Here is a 20,300-nt window from a genome sequence, read left to right as displayed (position 1 = left end):
GTGTCCGATGCAGGGAAGGAGTTGGGCGATGTCGATGCCGCAGGGGTGGGAGTGGCTTGAGGATCTACCGGATGAGTGGGAAGCGCCCCCTGACCTGCAAACTCCCACTCCGTACCCCGAGGTCAACTTGGTAATTCGGCTACTCTCATGCGAGTTCCTTGGGTTTGAGGCGCGTGCTGCGATTGGGCGTTTCGTTACGGAGGAGGCGCTGTACGACATGTGGTTTATCGAGAAAGTCCAGACCGCTGGTTGGGAGATGAAGAAGTCTGCATTGCTCCGGGAGGTGCCGATGGAGCAGGCCCGGATCGTTTACGAGGCGTGGAAAGTACTCAATGCCGTCAGTGAGCTTGATGCCCCCGATGCTGTGCTGCTCGAGCGGAGAGTAACGGCGATCAAGGCACTGACGTCCACGCTGCAGGAGGCTGCGGAGAGGCTTGTAGGTATCCGAGCCGAGAATGCCCCAGCTAGTTGATCGGGATCGTTGCTGGTGCTACAGCGGTTAAATAGCTGGGTGTCGCCATGACCGTTTGACTCCGCCCTTCAAGTGGTTTAGATGTGAGTGGTGCCAAATGGGTGCAGTACAAGCCGCCGCAGTAGCGTCTGCAGGTGGCGGTATGTTCGAGTTGATCTGAAGAGGCGGGGTATCGGGGCGTCACTCAAAGGATTTCACGTAGACAAGGTCAAACAAGTTGAATCGCCCTCTTGGCCTGTAGCTCCTGGCGCACTCAGAGGACGTCTGATTCACATATTTTGTGTCAATAATGCTGATTTAGCCGTATCGCCAGGTTGAGGTGGTTTCGGCGGTGAGTCGTTTGGCGAGGTTGTCGATCATCGCGATGGTGATCATGCTGGCGGAGTTGTCGGGTCGGGCTTCGTAGTCGCGTACGAGTCGGCGGTGGTGCATGAGCCAGCCGGATGGGTGGGCCGCGCGGCGAGGTGCCAGCCGTTGGGGCTGGTCCTTTTCCGCGCGGCCTCCCGCCGAACCGGATTTGATGGTTTCCCGATCGTCCGGCTCTCCAGTGACTACTGCGTGAGCGGTGTGGCTGGTTGCCCGGTATGGGCGAGGCTGTGGCAGGAAGCGCAGACCACGAGGGTCTTGCGTCTCCGGTTGGCCATGGCCTTGGCCCACTGGGGCTGCAGCGGCCCGGGTTGGCCGAGGTCGGCGAGCTTGCGGACGTGGTGGACTTCCACCTCGCCGGGTTGCTGGCAGACCTCGCAGACGTCCGCGAGGAGTCGTGTGACGAGTTCCTTGTGCGGGTAGTCGACCCGGGTCGGTTGACGGTCGGTGACCGTCGCCGTTTTCTGCCGCTGGAGCGGTGTTTCACCGAACCGTGCGACCAGTGGCTGCCTGCCGTCGCGTTCGATATGTGCCTCGAAGCAGGTGCGTGGCCCGTATGGTGTCTGGATCTTGGCCTTGTGCTTGGCCGCCATCTTCGTCACCGTCGAGCGGTGCTTGCCTGCCAGGGTCTTGAGCATGGAGGTCTCCATGACCCAGCGCAGCCGGTGAAGCCGGTAGACGTCCCCGGCGAGCAGGTAGTATTGGACGATGCCCCGGTAGATGGCCCCGTAGGTGGCAACGATGGTGTGGTCGCTGCCGTTGGTCAGGGCCTTCTGCTTGGCGGGTTTGCCGCGGTGCAGGTAGGGGCCGGATTTGGCCTTGATCATGTCCAGCGGGACCCGGAGGGCGACCTGACCGTTGATACGTCGGTAACGGCCGGTCTTCTTCGTGTCGTTGTGCTGGACGGTGATCTCGTAGCCGAGGAAGCGGGCCGCGCCTGTGCGGGCGTGGGTGATCAGCGTCTTGTCCTGGGAGAGTTCGAGTTTGAGTTCGTCGCGCAGGAACTCGGCCAGGCGCTGTTTGATCTCCTCAGCTTCGGCTTTCGGGCCGGTGAACCCGAGCAGATGGTCATCTGCGTACCTGCAATACCGCAGCCGCCGGTATCCCGGATCGTCCGGGTCGGCGCTGGGCAGGCTGACCATCCGCCGTCGCAGTGCTCGCGTCAGTGGGCGGTCACCACGTCGCCGGGCCTTGGCCAGCTGGTTTTGCAGGTCCAGGTAGGCAGGGTTACGCGCCCTGCGTCCCCCTCGGGTGTACTCCGGAATCAGGACCGTCTCGACGAACTGGTCCAGTTTGTGCAGGTAGATCGAGGACAGGATCGGTGAGGCCACCCCGCCCTGGGGAGCCCCGGACAGAGTCGCACCCCATTTCCAGTCCTCCAGGTATCCGGCCGTGAGCATGTTACGCACCAGCCGCAGGAACCGGTTGTCGTGGATCCTCTCCGACAGGATCGTGACCATCACATCGTGATCAAGCGACCCGAAGCAGTCGGCGACGTCTCCTTCGATGAACCAGGCCGTTCCGGTCCAGGTGTTGGCGATCTCCCGCAGTGCGGTGTGACAGCCTCGCCGTGGCCGGAATCCGTGGGACCGGTCGGAGAACGCCGGCTCGTAGTATGCCTCCAACAACAAGCGCACCACCTCGCCGACGAGTTTGTCCGACCAGGTCGGCAGTCCCAGCGGACGGGTCTTCCCGTTCTTCTTTGGGATGTGGACCCGCCGGACGGGGGCGAATCGGTAGCGCTCGTGACGCATCGCCGCGATGATGCGGCCGATCTTCGCCTGGGACATGCCGTCCACGGTTTCCTGCGTGACCCCGGGAGTCATCGCGCCGTGGTTGGCGTAGATGCGCCCGTAGGCCAGCAGATACAACTGCGGGTTGAACAGCTGTCGATACAGTTCGTCAAGCGGCAGGCCGCGCCTGCCGCGCTCACGCAGGACACCCAGCACCGTTGTGGCGCTCTGCATTACGCATACCTCCCGGTCTGGTGGTGTCCCATCACCTGGCCCCCTTCGCCCGTGTAGACGGCTTTCCCGTCCTCCCTGGCCGGGCGTTACTCCGGCGACTACTACGAGGCCTCCGTCGCCATAGGACTCGCGTCCGTTAGGCGATCCCGCGTTCGTCCCTGTCGTACGTAGTAGCGTGACGTAGGCGCCCCACTCATCTCCTTCAACACCCTCGCTGGGCGTCGCCCCGCGCTCTGGAGGTTGCGTCAGCCCACACTTCGATTCCGACGCAGAGCACGGCACCGGTTTCAGAGGTCTTTCCGGTGGATGGGAACTTGCATCGACTGGAGATTAGGATTCAGGCAATCCAGCTTTCGCCATATCACGCGGGTCCCCCCGGCACACCGTCCCTGACCACTGGACCCGGTCGCCGGGTTAGCTGGCATGCTCTTGTCCCCTCAGCCTTTCGTCGTCAGGTAAGCCATTCGACCCAGGAACCTCCCTCCAAGTCCCTCCCGGCTGAACCGGGGATACAACAGGGCGCCTCGCGGCGCACAGGGTGCGCTCCACCACCCAGCGCCGCTTGACCACGTGGAGGCCTCGGGTTTCGGTGTTACGTGGGACGATCTCGGCGTCGATACCGAGCGTGGCGGCGTGTTCAACGACACGGTTCTTGAATCCGGCGTCGGCCCAGGTCTTGGTCAGGGTGGGGTAGGCGGTGGTGGCCTGGTCGAGCAGGTCTGCGCCGATGGCGTTGTCGCTGGCGCTGGCCGCGGTGACGATGACGGCGAGGAGCAGGCCGAGCGCGTCGGTGATGATGCCGCGTTTGCGGGCCTACGATCTTCTTGCCTTTATGCCGGGATCGGCATAAAGCCCCACGAGCAGTGGAGCCAGGGACTATGGGTTGGTGCCGTCTGTCTTGATGGTGGTGGTAAAGGCGGTCCAAGCGGCGGGATCGAAGGTCAGCATCCCGGCGGCGGGGGCCTTGGAATCTCGTACGTCGACCTGGCTGCCCCGGTCACGGACCTCGACACACTGGCCGTTGCTGCCGGACCGGCTCGACGTCCGCCAGGCGTTACGTTCCATGCTCGCTCCCTCGTCCAACGGCTGCTGGCGTATTCACGTGGCGATCAGGTCTTTGGCGTCCTGGCAGAAGCGGCGGACGGCGGGGGTGCGCCGGTAGGGGCCGAGAGCGCCGACGAGGTTGCGTACGTGTTTGATGCACCTGGCAGAGGTGACCTGCCCGGTGAGGGTTTGCACGGCTTGGTCGCCGAGGGCGAGTGCCTTGTCCAGCTCGGGCTGGTCCTGCCGGACGTAGGTTGTGGCGAGCAGGGCGTTGCGCAGCGCGCCTTCGCGGCTGAACTCGTCGTCCTGGAGTCGCAGTGCTGCCCGGAGGTGTTCGCGGGCTCGGGTCCAGTCTTCGAGTTTGACGTAGCAGTAGCCGGCCTGGGCGTGGGCCTGGGCTTCGTTGATCCAGTACGCCCAGTCCGGGTCGCCGTGGTCCGGACGTTCGTCGGTGAACCGGTCAAAGGCGCCGTCGAGCGCGCGCCGGGTGTCGGTGACTGCGTGGTTGTTGGCGTACGCCTCAGCGGCACGCAGGTCGAGAATCGTCCCGACTTTCGGACTGGTTGCGGGGTAGCTGGCCCGCGCGGTCTCGGCGAGGGTGATCGACTGCCGGAGCTGGCCGAGGTCCTTAGCCTGGCAGGACATGAAGCCGAGGATGTTCGCGCCGAGGCCACGGTCACCGGCTGCGTGGGCCTGGTAGAGGCCGGCGATCCAGAACCGTTGCGCCTGGCTGTGGTTGCCGTCGTCGAACGACAGCCAGCCGGCGAGGCGCATCAGCTCACCGGCGGTGCCGTGCAGCCGCCGCCCCACCGAGTCGGTGTAGCGCCGCTCGCGTAGCACCTGGACCACGGACGCCAAATGCTGACGGACCAGGCCGAGCGTCTGGCCGCTGCCGAGATGGTCGTCCATCCGCCGCAGGCTCGCCGTGATGGCATCCAGGTGGTCGACGACCTCACCGGACAACGGGCGGCCGGACGTGGAAGCGACGTCCGACGACTGCTGGGCGATGATCCACTCGTGCGCCGGTGACGTCAGCGCGGAACCGAGCAGAGCGAGGAACATCCGTCGGTGCGTCATTGTCTCAGGTTCGTTCACGACCATGGCTGCCTGCAAGGCCCCGGCGGGTGTCCACGGTAGTTCCAGACCAGCCGACGCCGGTGCGGCGTCGAAGCCGTCATCGGGCCAGCCCAGCTCATCAAGGGTCACCGTCCGCTGCAACTGCTCGGACAGCAACGCGACGGCCAGCGACGGCCACGGGCTACGCGGCACCTCGCCCTTCTTCCACTTGTACGGCGTCTTGAGATGCAGCCGCTCCGCACGACCATGCCGCTCGACGCACTCGTTCAGCCGCCGAGCAAGCTGCTCAGGCTGCCAGCCCGCCTCGGCCAGCAAACGCGTGATCCCGTCCCCGCTGACTGCCACCGGCATCGACCCTTCACCCGTAGTGGTCGCTCACACGCACAGTAGCGGACCCGGTGTCCGGCAGGCTGCCCCAACACTGATCCGCACCGATACGCACCACGCGCACCTCCTCCTGTCAGTACCCGACTGAGGTCAACTGGGCACATCGGATTCCGGCGGTGACCCGAATCCGATTCCGGTGAAACGGGTCGGCGGGTCGGGGCGCGGCAACGCTCCGGCCCTCCGGCCTCGCCAGAAGGTGAGAGTGCTCGTGATCGCCAGACTGCTACCGATCGTCTTCGCCGGCCTGATGCCCGGCTTCCTACTCGGCCTGTTCGCCTTCCGCGTCAAGTCCCAGTGGTGCCCCCGCTGCGGCACGACCACCGAAGCCATCCACCGGAACATGCGCCAATGACCGCGCCCGGCCGCCACCGCATCGCCGAACTCCCCATCGGCCGACGAATCGCCCAACTCCGCGCCCGACGCGGCCTCACCCAACAGGTCTTCGCCGACCGCATCGGCAAATCCCACTCCTGGGTCGACAAGGTCGAACGCGGCATCCGCTCCCTCGACCGCATCTCCATCATCCACACCGTCGCCGCAGTCCTCGGCGTCACCCCCGAAACCATCCTCGGCCCCGCCACCAGCCAACCCGAACCCACCACCAACGTCACGGCCGCCGTCGAACACCTGCGCGCCGCCCTCGCCCGATACGACACCGTCATCCCCGACCGACCGTCACCGTCCGCCGAGGACCTGCACCGCCGCATCCAGTACGCCCAAACCGCCTACCAGCACGCCCACCACCCACAACTACTGCGAATGCTGCCCGACCTGCTCACCCACACCCGCCACACCACCACCAGCAACGCACCACCCGACACCACGTACCTACTCACCCGCGTGTACCGGCTCACCGCCCACCTACTGACCAAACTCGACGAACCCCACCTCGCCTGGCTCGCCGCCGACCGCGCCATCGCCACCGCCGCCGGCCACCCCCGACACACCGCCACAGCCGCCATCGCACTCGCCCAAGCACTCCGCGCCCTGCACCGCCCCACCCTCGCCACCCAAGCCGCGCTCACCGCCGTACCACTGATCGACCCAGCCACGACCAACCACCCGGCACCCGACGACCACGCCATCGCCGGCACCCTGCTGATCGAAGCCGCCCTCGCCGCCGCCACCAGCAACGACCCCACCACCGCCCACCAGCACACCGACCGCGCCGACAAACTCGCCGCCACCATCAGCCACCACCAGCGGCGACCCGACGACAGCGACACCTCCACGACCGCCTTCGGACCGACCGCGGTCGCGCTCGCCCAAGCCCACATCGCCGCGGCCCTCGGCAACCCGCACCACGCCATCACCCACCACCAACACGCCACCACCAGCCACGGCTGGCGCGAGCTACCCGCCGAACACCGCGCCGCCCACCTCATCGACATCACCAGCGCCTACCTCGACACCGGCAACCCCACCGCCGCCACCCGCGCCATCATCGCCGCCGACCAGATCGCCCCCGCCGAAACCCGCACCCGACCCACCGCCCACACCATCATCACCACACTCCTACGGACGAGCCCCACCCCCGACCTCACCCGCCTCGCCACCACCATCGGCCTCACCCCACCCTGACCAGCCGGTGGGGCGCAGGTCAGGCGATCGCGGCGATGTCGCCGTATCGAAGTAGATGGCCTGGTGCAGACGGCCACCGAGCGCGGCGGCGTAGCGGGCCACCACGTCCCGCCCGGAGATCTTGCCCTGCTGAGGCACGGATGCTCATGACCTCATTGGCGACTCATGTGCTTGCGACTGGCGGCGGGTCTTCGGGCCGCGGCCATCGCTCACGGATCTTGCGGACTGATGCGGTGAGAGTTGCTCTCATGTGAGAGCCGCTCTACACTTTTTCTGTGACCACCACCGACTTCAGCGCATCCCGGCGGGACTCTTTGACTGTGATCAAGCGCCGCGCTGCCATGGCCCGGATCCGAAACGTGGCGCTAGACCTCTTCGAGGAGGGGGGATACCGGGCAACCACCATTGACCAGATAGCCCACGCCGCCGAGGTAGCCCCGGCGAGCATCTTCCGCTACTTCGGCTCCAAGGAGCAGATCGTTCTTCGCGATGATGTCGATGAGGGCATCGTGGTTGCGTTCTCGAAGCATGCTGCGAGGCTTACTCCAGTTGCCGCCATGCGCGCTGCGCTTGAGGAAGTGGACTTCGACGCGGTCCTTGCAGGGGACGGCGCGCGCAGGCTCTCCCTCACACTCAAGGAGCCCGAGTTGGCGAGCGCCTCTGCAACCGCCACCCAAGCAATGGGTCTCCGCCTCGGTCGCGTCATTGCTGGCGTACGTGGGCGCGAAGGTCACCGCGTCGTCGCCGAGGCTTCGATGACGCATGGCGCGGCCATCGCCGCGGTGCTTCACCATGCGATCGCAGCGTGGCACGGCGCAGGCGCGCTTCCTGACCTCAAGGCGCGCCTTCTGCGCGCCCTCAATGACCTCGAGGAGATCTCATGACCTGGGCCTGGTGGATTGTTGTCGCGGTGGCAGCTCTTGCGGCGCTGTGGTTGGTGCTGTGGTGGCGTTATCGCCGGTGGCTCGCCGCCGCCACCCGGCGCGCGTCGGAAGATAGCTACCGAGTCGAGACCCCCCGGGGTCCTGTGCAATACGGCCTGCGGGGGTCGGGTCCGGTCGTGTTGCACTTCCACGGTGGCAACGTGGGGCACAACGGGGCGTTTTTCCTCGAGCATCTCGTGGAAGCTGGTTACAGCGTCCTCACTCCCGATCGTCCGGGCTACTTGGGAACGCCCCTGAGCAACGGCGCGAATCCCGACGAGCAGGCTGACATGGCGGCCGCTCTGCTGGACACTCTCGGCCTTGAACGCGTGGCGGTCGTGGGGATATCGGCGGGCGGGCCATCCGCGATCGAGTTCTCCGCGCGCCACCGCGATCGCACCGCCGCCCTCGTGCTGCTGTCGGCCATCTCGCAGCGCACGGGGCTCTCGGATGATCAACTCAACAGCTCGCTGGGCAAGCTCGTGATGACTCCCAAAGCTCAGAACGTCGCCTACTACCTCATCAATCGCGCAATGCACCTTGCGACGGGACTCAGCATGCGGGACTTCGTCAAGACGGAGACCACGTACGACTCGACAACGGGGCGTCGCATGATTGACCAGATCCTTGGCGATCCCGATCAGCGCCGTCAAGTGCTGGCCATGAGTGATGCGATGGTTCCAGCTCTACCGCGCTTCGAAGGCGTCATGAACGATTTGCGAGTGCAGCAGGAGCTTGAAGACCTCCCCTTCGACCAAGTAACGAGCCCCGCGCTCATTGTTGGGAGTCGCCACGATGGCGACATTGGATACGGCAACTCGACCAATGCCCACCGGCGTCTTGCCGGCTCAGAGCTGGTGACGGTTGATCAGTTTGGCCACCTCATTTGGTGGGGCGATCCTGAAGTGACGCAGGGGCTCCAGCGTCGTGTTGAGGCCTTCCTCGGTCAGCGCTTTGCGCCCAACGCGCGGTGACGTGAGAGGGGCGGAGGGCCGAGTTCCCCTTTCCCGGACAAGAAGACGGTGGCTCTCCTGGGCGGCTGGTCTGTCGCCCGGACTGCGAGCGTTCCGGAGTGTGTCGTGCGAGCGCAGGAACCGAGGAACTGTCTTTGCGCTAGCCTATGTTAGTTACTAACATAGGTGACATGGTTTCCATGTGTTTCCTCCACACGCGACAAGATGCAGCAGAAAGCGCTCTACCTGTTTGAGAGGTATGGCGACGAGTGGGACTTCGTGATGCACGGCCCGGACGGCACCGACTACTCCGAATGGATCACCTGGACCGAGATCGTCCCACCGCAGCGGATCGCGCTGCTGCACGGTGAGTCCCGTGACGACCCGGACGCCTTCGAGCCGACCCTGGCCTTCGCGCCGGAGGGCGCGGCGACCCGGATCGTGATGCGTACCGTCTTCCCCACCCGCGAGCTGCGCGACCAGGCCGTGGAGAAGTACCACGCGATCGAGGGCGGCCAGCAGACACTGAGCAACCTGGCGGCCTACGTCGCCGAACTCACCCAGCGGCAGGGCAGCACCGGTCAAATGTAACTCCAAATGTAACCAGAGTTGTGGAATGCACCTGGCCGGGAGTTACATTTGGCTGCTGGCGGAACGTCCTGCTCACGGTGTTGCTACATGCCGAGCCTGCACGGAGGCGATGGCAGCGCGGCCCGCTCGGTGACTGTGCGGTAACCGCGTACGCCGGTACGCTCCGGCGGTGGGTCCGGCGCGGGAGGCGGCACGGCGGTCCACCACGAGAAGGTCTTCGGCGACGCGATCGTCGCGGCGATGTGCGCCGGCGGCTGGATCGAGGGAGAGCCGGCCGACTACCGGCCCGAGTTGGGGCTCGACACCCGACAGCTGTTCACGTTCATCGGGGCGTCCCAGCCTGACGAGTGGGAAGAACTCGTCACCTACTACGGCGGCGACCGCAACGAGGCCCAGCGCGGCTTCGCGAAGCGACTCGACAAGGCGATCGCCGACGACGGCCTGCTCGACGTGCTCCGCAAAGGAGTCAGGGACCACGGGGTACGGATCCGGCTCGCCTACTTCCGTCCGTCGTTCGTGGAGTCTGACGCGATCCTGGACGACTACCGCAGCAACCGACTCACCGTGGTCCGCGAGTTGGCGTACGCCACCAAGCAGGCCGACCGCGGCAACCGGCTCGATCTGACCCTGTTTCTCAACGGCATCCCGGTCGCCACCGCCGAGCTGAAGAACCCGCTCACCGGCTCCGGCGTCGAACACGCCAAGGCGCAGTACCGCAGCGACCGCGACCCCACCGAGCTGATCTTCGCCCGCCGGGTCCTCGCCAACTTCGCCGTCGACCCCGACCTGGTCTTCGTCAGCACCGCGCTGCGCGGGGCGAAGACCCACTTCCTGCCGTTCAACACCGGCAGTGCGTACCCGAAAAGTGTTGATCTTCCCGCGCTATCACCAGTGGCACGCGGTCAAGCAGTTGACCGCGCACGCCGCCCGGCACGGCGCCGGCCACAACTACCTGGTGATGGCCTCCGCCGGCTCCGGCAAGTCGACACCATCGCCTGGCTGGCGCAACCTCGACGCACAGCTGCGCGCCACCGTCGGCAGCTTCGAACAGACCGCCGGGCTCGTCGTCAAGATCGACGAGAAGTACGGCGCCAAGTCCGAGCAGCTCGCCCAGGCGCTGTCCCGGGAAACGGGAAACTGGCAAGATCGTCACAGTCACCCTGCGCGCCTTCCCACCCTGGTCGACTACCTGCGGCGCAGCTTCACGGAAATCCGGGGCAGCCGACAGCGACAGTGGGACGGCGGCCGCTGGGGTGGCCCGACGCACCCGGATTCGGCGATGCACCATGATCGACGGTCATCGCTTGTACGATGGCCGTCGGAACGTCACCCGACGGGCTGCGGATGCGGAGGCAGACGACAGGGTCGGCGGTGAGGCGACGGGTGACCGGAAGGCCGCGACATGGACGTTTCTGATGACCCGTCGGTGGACTGCCTGTTCTGCCGACGCGACGATCCGCAGCTCAACCGGATCTCGCATCAGAACCTGACCTGCTTCGCCCGGCTGGACAACTTTCCGGCCACGGAAGGCCACACCGAGATCGTTCCGAAGCGCCACGTCGAATCGTTCTTCGACCTCACCCCGCAGGAGTTGCAGGACGCGTACGCGCTGATCCTGACGGTGCGCACCGACCTGGCCCGACGGCTGCGTCCGCAGGGCTACACGATCGGGATCAACGAAGGTCGTGCGGCCGGGCGCAGCATCGACCACCTGCACATCCACGTGATCCCGCGCAGATTCGGCGACGTCGAGGACCCAGCCGGCGGCATTCGACAGGTGCTGCCCAACTGCGATCCGCAGGCCTGGACGGCCGCGACGGCCGCAGCGTTCGACAAGCCCGATCCGCTGCTGCGCTGACCGCGCCCACCCGCACGGACCGCTCAGACATGGGCGAGGCCGTCGTTGCCCAGCAGCACGCAGAGCGCGTTGATCTCGTGCCACAGCTCGTCGCCGACGAGGGTGACGAAGCCACGGCTGCTGTCCACGCTGACGCAGCCGACGAACTCACCCTCGCCGTCGCGGACCGGGCTGGCGAACACGGCGCCCCGGTGGCGTACTCGCAGGAACTCCGGCCAGGTGAGATTCATGACCGCGTCGCCGCCGTACGACGCGACGTGCGCCTCGTACGCGGCCCGGGTGGTCGACTTCGCGGCCAGCGCCTCGACGTCGACGGCGACCTCCTCGTTGCGCTGCCAGCACAGCCCGACGACGCCGACGCCCCGGCCCGGCGCGAACGCCCGGGTGGTCGGCGTGCTGCCCAGCCGGTACGTGGCCATCCGCACCAGCCGGCGGTGCGGGCGGCGCAGCGACCAGGCGACCCGCCACACGTGCAGGCCGAGGTCGGCGGCGGGCGGCGGCGGGTCCACCCGGGCGGCGATCGTCAGCAGCCGGCCGAAGTGGTGCAGGATCTGGTGGCGGATCGCGGTGCGGCGGGCCATCTGGGACCGTTCCGCCCAGATCTGGGCCGGGGTGAGCGCGCCGAACGTCGCGATGGCCGTCACGGCGACGCCGACGATATGGCCGCGGCCGCCCGCGATGCCGTCCCAGAACGGCTCCGACGGCACGGAGTACTGTTCCGCGACAAGCACGCATGTTGCGGCAAGCATGATCGCACGATCAAGGATCTTTGCCGTGAGGGGCCGCATGCCGTCAACGGTAAATCGTAATGCCATCACCGGGATGTCGATCAATTCGGCACGCAGTGACGTTTGTCGAATCTTTGATACTGTATGCCTACGCTTCATCGTCTAGCGTGGAGGTCTGCATGGCCGGGATATCGGCGTGCGACGGCGATGAGCTGTGCGACGAACTCCGCCCGGGTGACGGCGACACGTTCGCCGCCGTGTACCGGGGAGACCCGCCGAGCCGGACGATCGCGTCCATGCCGGGCTTCCGGCTCGTCGCCGACCTGTCGCCGCTGGTCGTGGGACATCTGCTGCTCCTGCCGGAGGAGCACCGTCTCAGCTTCGGTCATCTCGATGCGGTACGGATCGGCCGTGTCCGGGACATCGTCGGTCGTCTCCGGCCGCGCTATGTCGCCACCTTCGGCCAGATGGCCGTCATGGAGCTCGGCCATCCGACTGCCCGATTTCACCGCGCTACGGCGCTTCGCGGATGCCGACCGGCCCTACTACTACTGCGGCGACGGTGACAGCCACGTCGCATTCGACGCGCAGCGCCGCATCCGGCCCCAGTATCTTCGTTCGGTGGCCGGTGCGCTGCTCGGCATCGCGGATCCGGAGTGGGACTGGTCGCTGGTGGTCCGCAAGAACCTGCTGCGGGCGACGATGATCGCGACCGCCGGATGGCACGAACACCTCACCACGCCAGGCAGCCAAGGTGTCGCCGCCGTGCCGCCCGGTGCTCGCGTCCATGGCCTACGGTGACGGCAGTCCCTCTTCGACAGAAGGCGCGCTCCGAATGCGTCACGAACTCGCGATATCTGTTGACGGCCCCACCGCCAGCGGCAAGACCACCCTTGCGTACGCGCTCGCGGTGCGGATGAATGCGCGCGTCCTCGACACCGGGCTGACCTACCGTGCCGTCGCCTACGCCGTCTCCCGTACGAGGGTGTCACCCGGTGGGCGGCTGTTCGAGATGCTGCGGCACGAGCCGGCGGCCCCGGGGACGCGACTGGCCTCCCCCACCATCGTTTACCACCAGGAAAACATCACCGACGACCTCTGGTCGTCGGAAGTGGAGCAACGCCTACGAACCGTGTCGGCCGACCCGGCATGGCGCCACGACATCACCGAATACCACCACGCGATAGTCGACGGCCACCGACGAATGATCATGGTTGGCCGGGACTGCGCCACGACGATCATGACGGACGCCGACTGCCACGTCTTCCTCACCGCCACTGAGGCGATCCGGCGGGAACGCCGCCGCGCCCAGCACCGGGCACAGCCGGGACGTGCGGTGCACGTCGGGCCACCCACCCGGCTCGACGACACCGTTCGCGAGCACATCGGCCGTCACCCAGACGGCCTCGTACTGGACACCACGTTCCTGCCGGCGGTCGCCGTGCTGCGGGCAGTCGTTCACCACCTGGGAGCGCGCCGATGACCTCGCAAGCCAGCTTCTCCGACGAACCGACCCGGGTCGCCGCGCTCGTCGGTGCCTTCCTTACCGGCCAGTCCGGTGCGATCCTCGGCGACGACCACGGCCCGCACGTCACCCTGCGCGCCGGCGCCGACGCCCGGGACGACTGCGCGATCTACGACCTCGACACACCCGTCACCCTCGTCGCCGGATCCGACTACGTACGCGGCCCCAAGTTCACCCTGTACGAACACGGCCTGCTCACCAACGTCGACATCGGCTACTACCTGGTCGCCGCCAACGTCAGCGACATCGCCGCGATGGGCGCCGCACCCATCGGCGTCCTCACCGTCGTGCGCTACCCACACGACCTCGACGACACCGGCTTCCTCAACATCATGGCCGGCATCCACCAGGCCTGCACCGACTTCGGCACCCTCACCGTCGGCGGTGACATCGGCAACGCCGAACGCATCGTGCTGTCCGCCTCGGCGTTCGGCGTCTGCCGTACCGGCACCGCCCTCACCCGCCGTGGTGCCCGACCCGGCGACCACCTCTGCGTCACCGGACCCTGCGGGCTCCTCGGCGCGGCCGTCGCCTACTTCCCCAAGCGGTCCGCCAACGGCTGGACCCTGCCCGACATCCTCGAATCCGACCTGCTCACCGGCTGGCGACGCCCCCGCGCCCGGGTCGCCGAGGGCCGGCTACTGTCCACCGGCGGGTACGCCACCGCCTGCCAGGACACCTCCGACGGACTGCGCGCCACCATCGAACAACTCGCCGCCGCCAGCGGCGTCGGCTTCGACGTCGCCGAGGACGACATCGCCGTCCACCCCGCCGTCAGCGCCGTCGCGAAACTCGTCGGCACCGACGACGTCACCCTCGCCATGAGCGCCTCAGCCGACTTCCACCTCGCCTTCACCGTCCCGCCGGACCGGCTCGACGCCTGCCGGGACGCGTTCGACCGCAACGGCCTCACCTTCGACGTCATCGGCCGCGCCACCCCGCCCGACGCCGGAGTCACCCTCGTCACCCGCGACGGCACCCGACACGACCTGCCCGGTGTCGCCTGGAGACACCAGGCCACCGACGTCAGCACCCTCGTCACCGACGGCACCGGCACCGGCGCTGCCCCTGGCACGGCCACCCCGGCGCGGTGACCGCCGTCGCAGCCGGCTGGCCCGGCACCGCGCAGGTACGCCGTTCCTATGCCGCCCTGGTCGAGCACTACACGGCGATGACAATCGACTACGGCCGGTTTCCCGGGCTTCGGCAGGAGTTGGCGGCCTTCCTCGCCGGGCTCGCGCCAGGGCCGGTGCTGGACCTCGGCTGCGGCGCGGGCCGGGACGCCGGCCTGGCCGCCGCCACCGGGCGGACCGTCGTCCTCGCCGACGTCACCCCCGAGTTGCTCCGCGCCACCACGGCACGCCTCGCTGTCGGTGGCGCGCTCTGCTGCGACGCGCTCGCCCTGCCGCTGCGCTCCGACGCCTTCGCCTGGGTCATCGCCAGCGGGGTGCTGCTGCACCTGCCCAGGCAGTACACGGTCACCGCGCTCGACAACATCCGGCGGGTCCTGATTCCCGGCGGCAGGGCACTGGTCAGCATGAAACACGGTGGCCGCGACGGATGGCGCACCACCGACGACTTTCCCGCCCCCCGCTGGTTCACCTACTACGAGCCGGAGGAATTCGCCACGCTGTGCCGCAAGGTAGGGCTTGGCGTCGCGCAGCTGGACATCAGCACCCGCAAGGACTGGTTCACCGCCACCACCGAACGCCCCCTGCCTTAGGCCCGCTCTGGCTTGGACACTGGCCGGCCCTGGCCCGACGATCCACAGCAGAATCCGGGCGTTGGTGCTTTTATGGCCGGGCTTTGGCGGGCCGTTCTACGGTCGATCAATCGTCGAGATGATCGAGAGGAGGTGTTCCACATGGAGAAGGTGGAGAAGAAGGCGCTCAAGAGGATCAAGATCCGCAAGGCGGGTCCGGTCCGGCTGACCGCCGCTGCCTGCCCCACGTACCCGAGCAAGCTCTGACGGTGCGGCGCGGGGCGTGGGCGCGGAGTGGGCGCCCACGCCCGGCGTACCCATTCTCCCATCGTGGTTGGCAGTCGGGCGGAATCCGCCGCCCGCCCAACCGGCGGTCAATCGGGCGCAGCCGGCACACCGGGCCGGCGAAGGGAGCCGGACGGTGGACACCGCGACGCGCTTCGACCAGGACAGCAGGGTCGTCCTGCATCCTCTCGTCTATCTCGCCGACGGCGACGAGGTCACCATCGGCCGCCGCGACATCGACTCGTACGGCATCTTCCCACCGGACGGCGCGGAGATGGTCCGCCGGCTCGCCGCCGGTGAGACCCCTCGTGAGGTCGACCTGTGGTACCAGCGGGCGTACGGCGAGAGCGCCGACATCGAGCATGTCCTCGGGGCCCTCGCCGAACTGGACTTCATCGTCGACGGCGGTCAGGTGCCGCAGCGGCAGCGGCCGATCCGGGGACAGCGTCTCGGCGCGGTGATGTTCTCCCCCGTGGCGACGATCCTGTACGCGGTGGTGATCATCGCGTCGTTGATCGCCATGGCGCGATCCCCTGACCTCGTGCCGCACTACAGCAACCTGTTCTTCACCGACTACCTCACGATCATCGAGGCGGCGCTCGCTGTCGGTGCGGTGCCGCTGGTCCTACTGCACGAGGCGTTCCATCTGCTCGCGGCACGGCGGCTCGGCATCCGCTCACGGATCAGCATTGGGCGCCGGCTCTACTACGTAGTTCTGGAGACCAGTCTCGACGGGTTGGTCACCGTCCCACGCCGGCAGCGCTACCTGCCGATTCTGGCGGGGATGCTGCTCGACGTCCTGATCCTGTCGCTTCTCACCCTGATCGCCGACCTGACGCGGACACCGGACGGTGGGCTGTCCGCCGTCGGCCGGTTGTGCCTGGCGCTGGCGTTCGCGACACTGCTGCGAATCGCCTGGCAGTTCTTCTTCTACCTCCGCACCGATCTGTACGTCCTCATGTCGACCCTGCTCGGCTGCGTCGATCTGCACACGACGGCGAAGCGGCTGCTGCGCAACCGCGTCTGGCGGTTGTTGGGCCGCCGCGACCGGCTGGTCGACGAGGACCAGTGGCACCCGGTCGACCGGCGCGTCGCCACCTGGTACTCCTGGTTGATCGTCGCGGGCTACACGTTCTCGATCGCGGTGTTCGTCTTCGGGGTCGCGCCGGCGGTCTATCTGATGTTCGCCAACGCGATCGGCCGGCTGGGCGGCGAGGCGACCACCGGGGAGTTGGCCGACTCGGTGGTGTTCCTCGTCCTCAATCTGGGTCAGATCCTGCTGACCGTATGGCTGGCCGTCCGAGAGCGCCGGCAACGCAGAGCACAGCAGTTCCAGCATGTCATCGCCTAAGGAGCAGCCGCAGTGGACAGCCATTTCTGGATCGCCGCAGCCGACCGGCGCAGCCGTGACCGGGCGATAGCCGAACTTCGGCTGCCGCCCGTGCTGGCCCGGGTCAGCGCCCATCGCAGGCTACGCGGCCCGTACACCGCGGCCGGTGCCGTGTTGCGGGCGGTCCTGCCGGATGCGCTCGCCCGCCGCAGCGAGCTTGGACCCCGCCACCACGTGGAGATCCTCACTGCGGCGCCCGAGTTCGCCGCACCCGAGTTCGCCGGGGCGGTGCCGCCGATGCGCACGACGCTCGAACACCGCGACACCTCCGACGCCCGCACCCGGTACCAGGCACGGCTGCACACGATGCGGATCTCGCACGGCCTGGCCGACATCCTGCGGGACTATCTGACCGCGCTGGACGACGGCCCGCGTACCTTGCTGATCGACGATGTCGCCGACGCCGACCCCACCGACCAGGAGTTCATCGCGGTCGTCCTGCGCCGGCTGGCGCCCGAACAGTTGACCGTGGTGGTGGCCACCGGGGCCGGGCCGCTGGCTGAGCCGCCCGGGCCGGTCAGCGTGTCACTGCCGACGACGCTCGCCGAACGGACCCGACGGTTGACGGGGTACGCCGACCGGCCAGCGTCCCACGGTACGGGGCTGGACGGGCTGGACGGGCTGGACGGGCTGGACGCCACCGCGATCGCCGAGTACGCCGGCGCGTTCGTCGGGACCGAGTGTCTGTCCGGCGATCCCTGGCACCAGGCCGCGTACGGGTCCGTCACCGACGCCGAACGCGCCAGATTGCACGACGAACGCCGCCGCCAGTTGCTCGGCATCGACGAGCCGTCCCTGCTGCTCGGTGCTGTGCCGTTCCACGCCGAGCGGGCCGGACTGCCGCCCGCCGAGGTCGCCCAGGTTCTGCGGCACGCCCAGTTGCACTGCAAGAACCGTGGCCTTTACCACGCCGCGGTGGAGTTCGGCGAACGGGCCCGTGCGGTGATCGACCGCAGCACCGATCCCGATCTGTGGTGGGAGATCACCGGCGACGTGACGACCTCGCTGTCCGCGGCCGGGCGTGCCGACGAGGCTGAGCAGTGGTATGACGAGGCTCGTGCGATCTCCATCGACCCGGCGGTGCACATGCATGCCGCGTACGGCACGGCGATGCTGTTCGCCCGGCACTACGGCGACGGCCGGCGGGATTCGGTACGCGCCCGGCGCTGGCTCAACCAGGCGGTCGCCATCGCTTCGCTGCTGCCCGACCCGAAGGAGCGGGCCTTCCAGTCGGTCTTCCAACGCAACGGCATCGCGCTGGTCGAGACCCGGCAGGGGCGGCCGGAGGAGGCGCTGCGCCTGCTGAACGAGGGCATGGCGTGGCTGGACCGGGAGCTCGCGCCGGACGAGCAACTGCTGCACCGCACCGGCCTGCGCTACAACCGGGCCCAGGTGTACGGCATGCTGGGCCGCCTGACCGAGGCGCTGGCCGACTTCACCTCGGTTATCGATGTCGATCCCAATTTCGCCGACCACTACTTCAACCGGGGCAACATCCTGCGGCGGTTGGGGCGCAACGAGGAGGCGGTGGCCGACTACGAGCAGGCGCTGCTGCTGTCGCCGCCATTTCCCGAGGCCTACTACAACCGTGGCGACGTACGTCTGGAACTCGGCGACGTCGCGGGTGCGCTGGCCGACTTCGACCGGGTGCTCGAACTGGATCCCGAGCACGTCGACGCACGGTCGAACCGGGCGGCGATCCGCTGCGAACTCGGCGACCTCGACGGTGCCTGGGATGACGTCGAATCCGGACTGGCACTGGCACCCGCCAATCCGTACCTGTTCTGTCTGCGGGCCCGGATACTGACCGAACGGGGGGACACGACGGCGGCGTACCAGGCCGTCAGCCACGCCCTCGACGCCGATGTCGAGCTGGCGGAAGCGTGGGCGATCCGCGGCGGGCTGCGGTACCAGGCAGGTGATCTCGCCGGTGCGATCGCCGACTTCGACCGGGCCATCGAGATCGGCGACAGTCTGGAGTTCCGGTACAACCGGGCGATGGTCTGCCAGAGCGCCGGGCGGCTGGAGGCCGCCGTCGCCGACTACCGGGCGGTGCTCGCGGTCGGCGACGACGACGAGGCGGCGGAGGAACTGGACCGTTGCCTGTCGATGATGGCTGAGCAGGTCGGGGGGTGAGGACGTCGGCTGTGACGGTCCAGCAGCAGGCCGCCGGGCTGGCGGCCACCTTCACCGAGGCGATGGCCCGGCTGGTGTCCGGGGTCGCGGTGATCAGCAGCCGCCAGCCCGACGGCGCTCCGTGTGGTCTGCTGGTCTCGTCCCTGTGCTCGTATAGTCTCCGGCCGCCGTCGGTGCTGATTTCGGTGGCGCGGGAAGCCCGGTCGTATCCGGCGGTGACCGGGCATGTCGGCTTCGGTGTCCACCTGCTCGGGGCGACGGACCTGTCGACCGCGCGGACGTTCGCCGCCCGTGGCGACGACAAGTTCGCCGGCCTGGACTGGGTATGGGACGACGAGGTGCCCCGGTTGCGGCACGTGCCGGTCTACCTGCGGTGCCGCCGAAGTCGGGTGTTCGAGCACGGCGACCATGCGATCGTCATCGGCGAAGTGACGCACGGTCAGGTGTTCCCCGGCGATCCGTTGGTGTACCACCGACGTGGGCTGCATTCGACGATCGGGCCGACGGCGTCTTCTGGCGGTTTCGCCGACAGCCGCTGACGCGGCACTCGCACTCGCCGGCCGGCTCACCGGTATGCGTCGGATCGGCGCAACTGAGGCACCAGGTCGCCGAGTAGTGGGGGTGCGGGGCGGGTGCCCCGTGCAGGATCACCTGTTGCAGGGCCCGCATTCCCGGGCCGGGCTCGATGCCCGCCTCGTCCACCATCCGGCGGTGTGCCCGCTGGTAGACACTTAACGCTTCGGCGCGGCTGCCCGACAGGTAGTGAACGAGCATCAGCTGCTGCTGGAACGCCTCCCGCAACGGATGTCGCGCGCACAGGTCGGTCAGCTCGCCGACCAGCTCGAGTCGCTGGCCCTGGCACAGCTGAGCCGCGATCCGTTCCTGGAGCAGGGCCAGCCGCTCTGCTTCCAGTCGTACGGCGTACCGCTCGATCTCGCCGGACCGTGCCTCGTCGGGCAGCACCGGCCCCCGCCAGACCTCGAGTGCCCGGCTGATCGTCTCGGCGCCCGGCCCGCACCTGCCCTCGGCGAGCAGCCCTCGTCCGGCGGCGGCCAGTGACCTGAACCGCAACAGGTCAACCTGGTCAGCGGTGACCTGTAGGCGGTACCCGCTCGGCTCGGTGACCAGAATCGGGTGTTGGTGGGTGCCGTCCCTGGCGGACCAGGTGGGTATCAGCGATCGGCGGACCGCCGACACGTACATCTGCAGTGCCGCGATGGCGGACCTCGGTGGACGGTCGCCCCACAGGCCGTCCACGAGCCGGGACACCGGTAGGGTCTCGTTGCCGTGCAGCAGCAGGAGGCTCAGCAGGATC

The 20,300-nt window shown here is 67.8% G+C and carries 19 protein-coding genes and 5 pseudogenes; 16 read left to right on the top strand and 8 right to left on the bottom strand.

Annotated features, from left to right (window positions below; translation table 11 throughout):
• The first annotated feature begins 28 nt into the window (after positions 1–28).
• On the top strand, positions 29–472 hold the full coding sequence (locus ACN27F_RS23630; protein ID WP_421436994.1) for a hypothetical protein: 444 nt from the start codon (positions 29–31) through the stop codon (positions 470–472).
• A 297-nt stretch (positions 473–769) separates the two neighbouring features.
• Here ACN27F_RS23630 and ACN27F_RS23625 read toward each other — a convergent pair.
• From ACN27F_RS23625 to ACN27F_RS23605, 5 genes and pseudogenes are all read right to left on the bottom strand, one after another.
• A pseudogene (locus tag ACN27F_RS23625) lies at positions 770–913 on the bottom strand (IS5/IS1182 family transposase); the annotation flags it as partial.
• Between the two features lie 110 nt (positions 914–1,023).
• Entirely contained in the window at positions 1,024–2,805 is a 1,782-nt protein-coding gene (locus tag ACN27F_RS23620) for a reverse transcriptase domain-containing protein (protein ID WP_421436992.1), read from the bottom strand.
• Between the two features lie 534 nt (positions 2,806–3,339).
• Positions 3,340–3,631, bottom strand: a pseudogene (locus ACN27F_RS23615) (transposase); the annotation flags it as partial.
• Between the two features lie 50 nt (positions 3,632–3,681).
• Entirely contained in the window at positions 3,682–3,870 is a 189-nt protein-coding gene (locus tag ACN27F_RS23610) for a DUF397 domain-containing protein (RefSeq protein ID WP_421436989.1), read from the bottom strand.
• A 33-nt stretch (positions 3,871–3,903) separates the two neighbouring features.
• Entirely contained in the window at positions 3,904–5,277 is a 1,374-nt protein-coding gene (locus tag ACN27F_RS23605) for a hypothetical protein (protein WP_421436987.1), read from the bottom strand.
• A 244-nt stretch (positions 5,278–5,521) separates the two neighbouring features.
• On the opposite strand from ACN27F_RS23605, the gene ACN27F_RS23600 reads away from it, so the two are divergent.
• Positions 5,522–5,665, top strand: coding sequence for a hypothetical protein (locus ACN27F_RS23600; RefSeq protein WP_421436985.1), 144 nt, complete (start codon positions 5,522–5,524; stop codon positions 5,663–5,665).
• Positions 5,662–6,894, top strand: a complete 1,233-nt coding sequence (locus ACN27F_RS23595; protein ID WP_421436983.1) for a helix-turn-helix domain-containing protein — start codon at positions 5,662–5,664, stop codon at positions 6,892–6,894. The genes ACN27F_RS23600 and ACN27F_RS23595 overlap by 4 nt, the downstream gene beginning before the upstream one ends.
• A 19-nt stretch (positions 6,895–6,913) precedes the next feature.
• On the opposite strand, the pseudogene ACN27F_RS23590 reads toward ACN27F_RS23595, so the two are convergent.
• Positions 6,914–7,026 (bottom strand): annotated as a pseudogene (locus tag ACN27F_RS23590) (transcriptional regulator); the annotation flags it as partial.
• Between the two features lie 143 nt (positions 7,027–7,169).
• Between ACN27F_RS23590 and ACN27F_RS23585 the strand changes: the two are divergent.
• The 5 genes and pseudogenes from ACN27F_RS23585 (at position 7,170) to ACN27F_RS23565 (ending at position 11,219) form a co-directional block, all read left to right on the top strand.
• On the top strand, positions 7,170–7,778 hold the full coding sequence (locus tag ACN27F_RS23585) for a TetR/AcrR family transcriptional regulator (protein ID WP_421436980.1): 609 nt from the start codon (positions 7,170–7,172) through the stop codon (positions 7,776–7,778).
• On the top strand, positions 7,775–8,791 hold the full coding sequence (locus ACN27F_RS23580) for an alpha/beta fold hydrolase (RefSeq protein WP_421436978.1): 1,017 nt from the start codon (positions 7,775–7,777) through the stop codon (positions 8,789–8,791). The genes ACN27F_RS23585 and ACN27F_RS23580 overlap by 4 nt, the downstream gene beginning before the upstream one ends.
• 234 nt (positions 8,792–9,025) lie before the next feature.
• Positions 9,026–9,361: pseudogene (locus ACN27F_RS23575) on the top strand (SRPBCC domain-containing protein); the annotation flags it as partial.
• A 240-nt stretch (positions 9,362–9,601) separates the two neighbouring features.
• The gene (locus ACN27F_RS23570; RefSeq protein WP_421436976.1) at positions 9,602–10,651 is read left to right on the top strand and encodes a type I restriction endonuclease; all 1,050 of its coding nucleotides are present in this window, start codon (positions 9,602–9,604) and stop codon (positions 10,649–10,651) included.
• A gap of 112 nt (positions 10,652–10,763) precedes the next feature.
• Positions 10,764–11,219, top strand: a complete 456-nt coding sequence (locus tag ACN27F_RS23565) for an HIT family protein (protein ID WP_421436973.1) — start codon at positions 10,764–10,766, stop codon at positions 11,217–11,219.
• Positions 11,220–11,242: 23 nt separating this feature from the next.
• Here ACN27F_RS23565 and ACN27F_RS23560 read toward each other — a convergent pair whose 3' ends face one another.
• Positions 11,243–11,968 carry a hypothetical protein gene (locus ACN27F_RS23560; protein ID WP_421436970.1) on the bottom strand — a complete coding sequence of 242 codons (726 nt, stop codon included), beginning with the start codon at positions 11,966–11,968 and terminating at the stop codon, positions 11,243–11,245.
• Between the two features lie 158 nt (positions 11,969–12,126).
• Here ACN27F_RS23560 and ACN27F_RS23555 point away from each other — a divergent pair, with 158 nt between their 5' ends.
• From ACN27F_RS23555 to ACN27F_RS23520, 8 genes are all read left to right on the top strand, one after another.
• On the top strand, positions 12,127–12,513 hold the full coding sequence (locus ACN27F_RS23555; protein ID WP_421436967.1) for a hypothetical protein: 387 nt from the start codon (positions 12,127–12,129) through the stop codon (positions 12,511–12,513).
• A gap of 55 nt (positions 12,514–12,568) precedes the next feature.
• Positions 12,569–12,748, top strand: coding sequence for a hypothetical protein (locus ACN27F_RS23550; RefSeq protein ID WP_421436965.1), 180 nt, complete (start codon positions 12,569–12,571; stop codon positions 12,746–12,748).
• A gap of 34 nt (positions 12,749–12,782) precedes the next feature.
• On the top strand, positions 12,783–13,430 hold the full coding sequence (locus tag ACN27F_RS23545) for a (d)CMP kinase (RefSeq protein WP_421436964.1): 648 nt from the start codon (positions 12,783–12,785) through the stop codon (positions 13,428–13,430).
• Positions 13,427–14,566 carry a thiamine-phosphate kinase gene (thiL, locus tag ACN27F_RS23540; RefSeq protein ID WP_421436962.1) on the top strand — a complete coding sequence of 380 codons (1,140 nt, stop codon included), beginning with the start codon at positions 13,427–13,429 and terminating at the stop codon, positions 14,564–14,566. Before ACN27F_RS23545 ends, thiL begins: the two co-directional genes overlap by 4 nt.
• On the top strand, positions 14,563–15,195 hold the full coding sequence (locus ACN27F_RS23535) for a class I SAM-dependent methyltransferase (protein ID WP_421436959.1): 633 nt from the start codon (positions 14,563–14,565) through the stop codon (positions 15,193–15,195). Before thiL ends, ACN27F_RS23535 begins: the two co-directional genes overlap by 4 nt.
• Before the next feature lie 400 nt (positions 15,196–15,595).
• Positions 15,596–16,810 carry a hypothetical protein gene (locus ACN27F_RS23530; RefSeq protein ID WP_421436958.1) on the top strand — a complete coding sequence of 405 codons (1,215 nt, stop codon included), beginning with the start codon at positions 15,596–15,598 and terminating at the stop codon, positions 16,808–16,810.
• A 12-nt stretch (positions 16,811–16,822) separates the two neighbouring features.
• A complete protein-coding gene (locus ACN27F_RS23525) occupies positions 16,823–18,985 on the top strand; it encodes a tetratricopeptide repeat protein (protein WP_421436957.1) in 2,163 nt (720 codons plus the stop codon).
• A gap of 11 nt (positions 18,986–18,996) precedes the next feature.
• Entirely contained in the window at positions 18,997–19,524 is a 528-nt protein-coding gene (locus ACN27F_RS23520; RefSeq protein WP_421436954.1) for a flavin reductase family protein, read from the top strand.
• A gap of 115 nt (positions 19,525–19,639) precedes the next feature.
• Here ACN27F_RS23520 and ACN27F_RS23515 read toward each other — a convergent pair.
• Positions 19,640–20,188 (bottom strand): annotated as a pseudogene (locus ACN27F_RS23515) (AfsR/SARP family transcriptional regulator); the annotation flags it as partial.
• Between the last annotated feature and the right edge of the window lie 112 nt (positions 20,189–20,300).

It is taken from the genome of Solwaraspora sp. WMMB335 (assembly GCF_049179075.1).
Taxonomy (GTDB): Bacteria; Actinomycetota; Actinomycetes; order Mycobacteriales; family Micromonosporaceae; genus Micromonospora_E.
This window is presented reverse-complemented; position numbering and strand designations above follow the sequence as displayed.

Coding starts and splice junctions, on each gene's coding strand:
- ACN27F_RS23630 (WP_421436994.1), top strand. CDS start 29: ATGTCGATGCCGCAGGGGTGGGAGTGGCTTGAGGATCTACCGGATGAG.
- ACN27F_RS23620 (WP_421436992.1), bottom strand. CDS start 2,805: ATGCAGAGCGCCACAACGGTGCTGGGTGTCCTGCGTGAGCGCGGCAGG.
- ACN27F_RS23610 (WP_421436989.1), bottom strand. CDS start 3,870: ATGGAACGTAACGCCTGGCGGACGTCGAGCCGGTCCGGCAGCAACGGC.
- ACN27F_RS23605 (WP_421436987.1), bottom strand. CDS start 5,277: ATGCCGGTGGCAGTCAGCGGGGACGGGATCACGCGTTTGCTGGCCGAG.
- ACN27F_RS23595 (WP_421436983.1), top strand. CDS start 5,662: ATGACCGCGCCCGGCCGCCACCGCATCGCCGAACTCCCCATCGGCCGA.
- ACN27F_RS23580 (WP_421436978.1), top strand. CDS start 7,775: ATGACCTGGGCCTGGTGGATTGTTGTCGCGGTGGCAGCTCTTGCGGCG.
- ACN27F_RS23570 (WP_421436976.1), top strand. CDS start 9,602: ATGTGCGCCGGCGGCTGGATCGAGGGAGAGCCGGCCGACTACCGGCCC.
- ACN27F_RS23565 (WP_421436973.1), top strand. CDS start 10,764: ATGGACGTTTCTGATGACCCGTCGGTGGACTGCCTGTTCTGCCGACGC.
- ACN27F_RS23560 (WP_421436970.1), bottom strand. CDS start 11,968: ATGCTTGCCGCAACATGCGTGCTTGTCGCGGAACAGTACTCCGTGCCG.
- ACN27F_RS23555 (WP_421436967.1), top strand. CDS start 12,127: ATGGCCGGGATATCGGCGTGCGACGGCGATGAGCTGTGCGACGAACTC.
- ACN27F_RS23545 (WP_421436964.1), top strand. CDS start 12,783: ATGCGTCACGAACTCGCGATATCTGTTGACGGCCCCACCGCCAGCGGC.
- thiL (WP_421436962.1), top strand. CDS start 13,427: ATGACCTCGCAAGCCAGCTTCTCCGACGAACCGACCCGGGTCGCCGCG.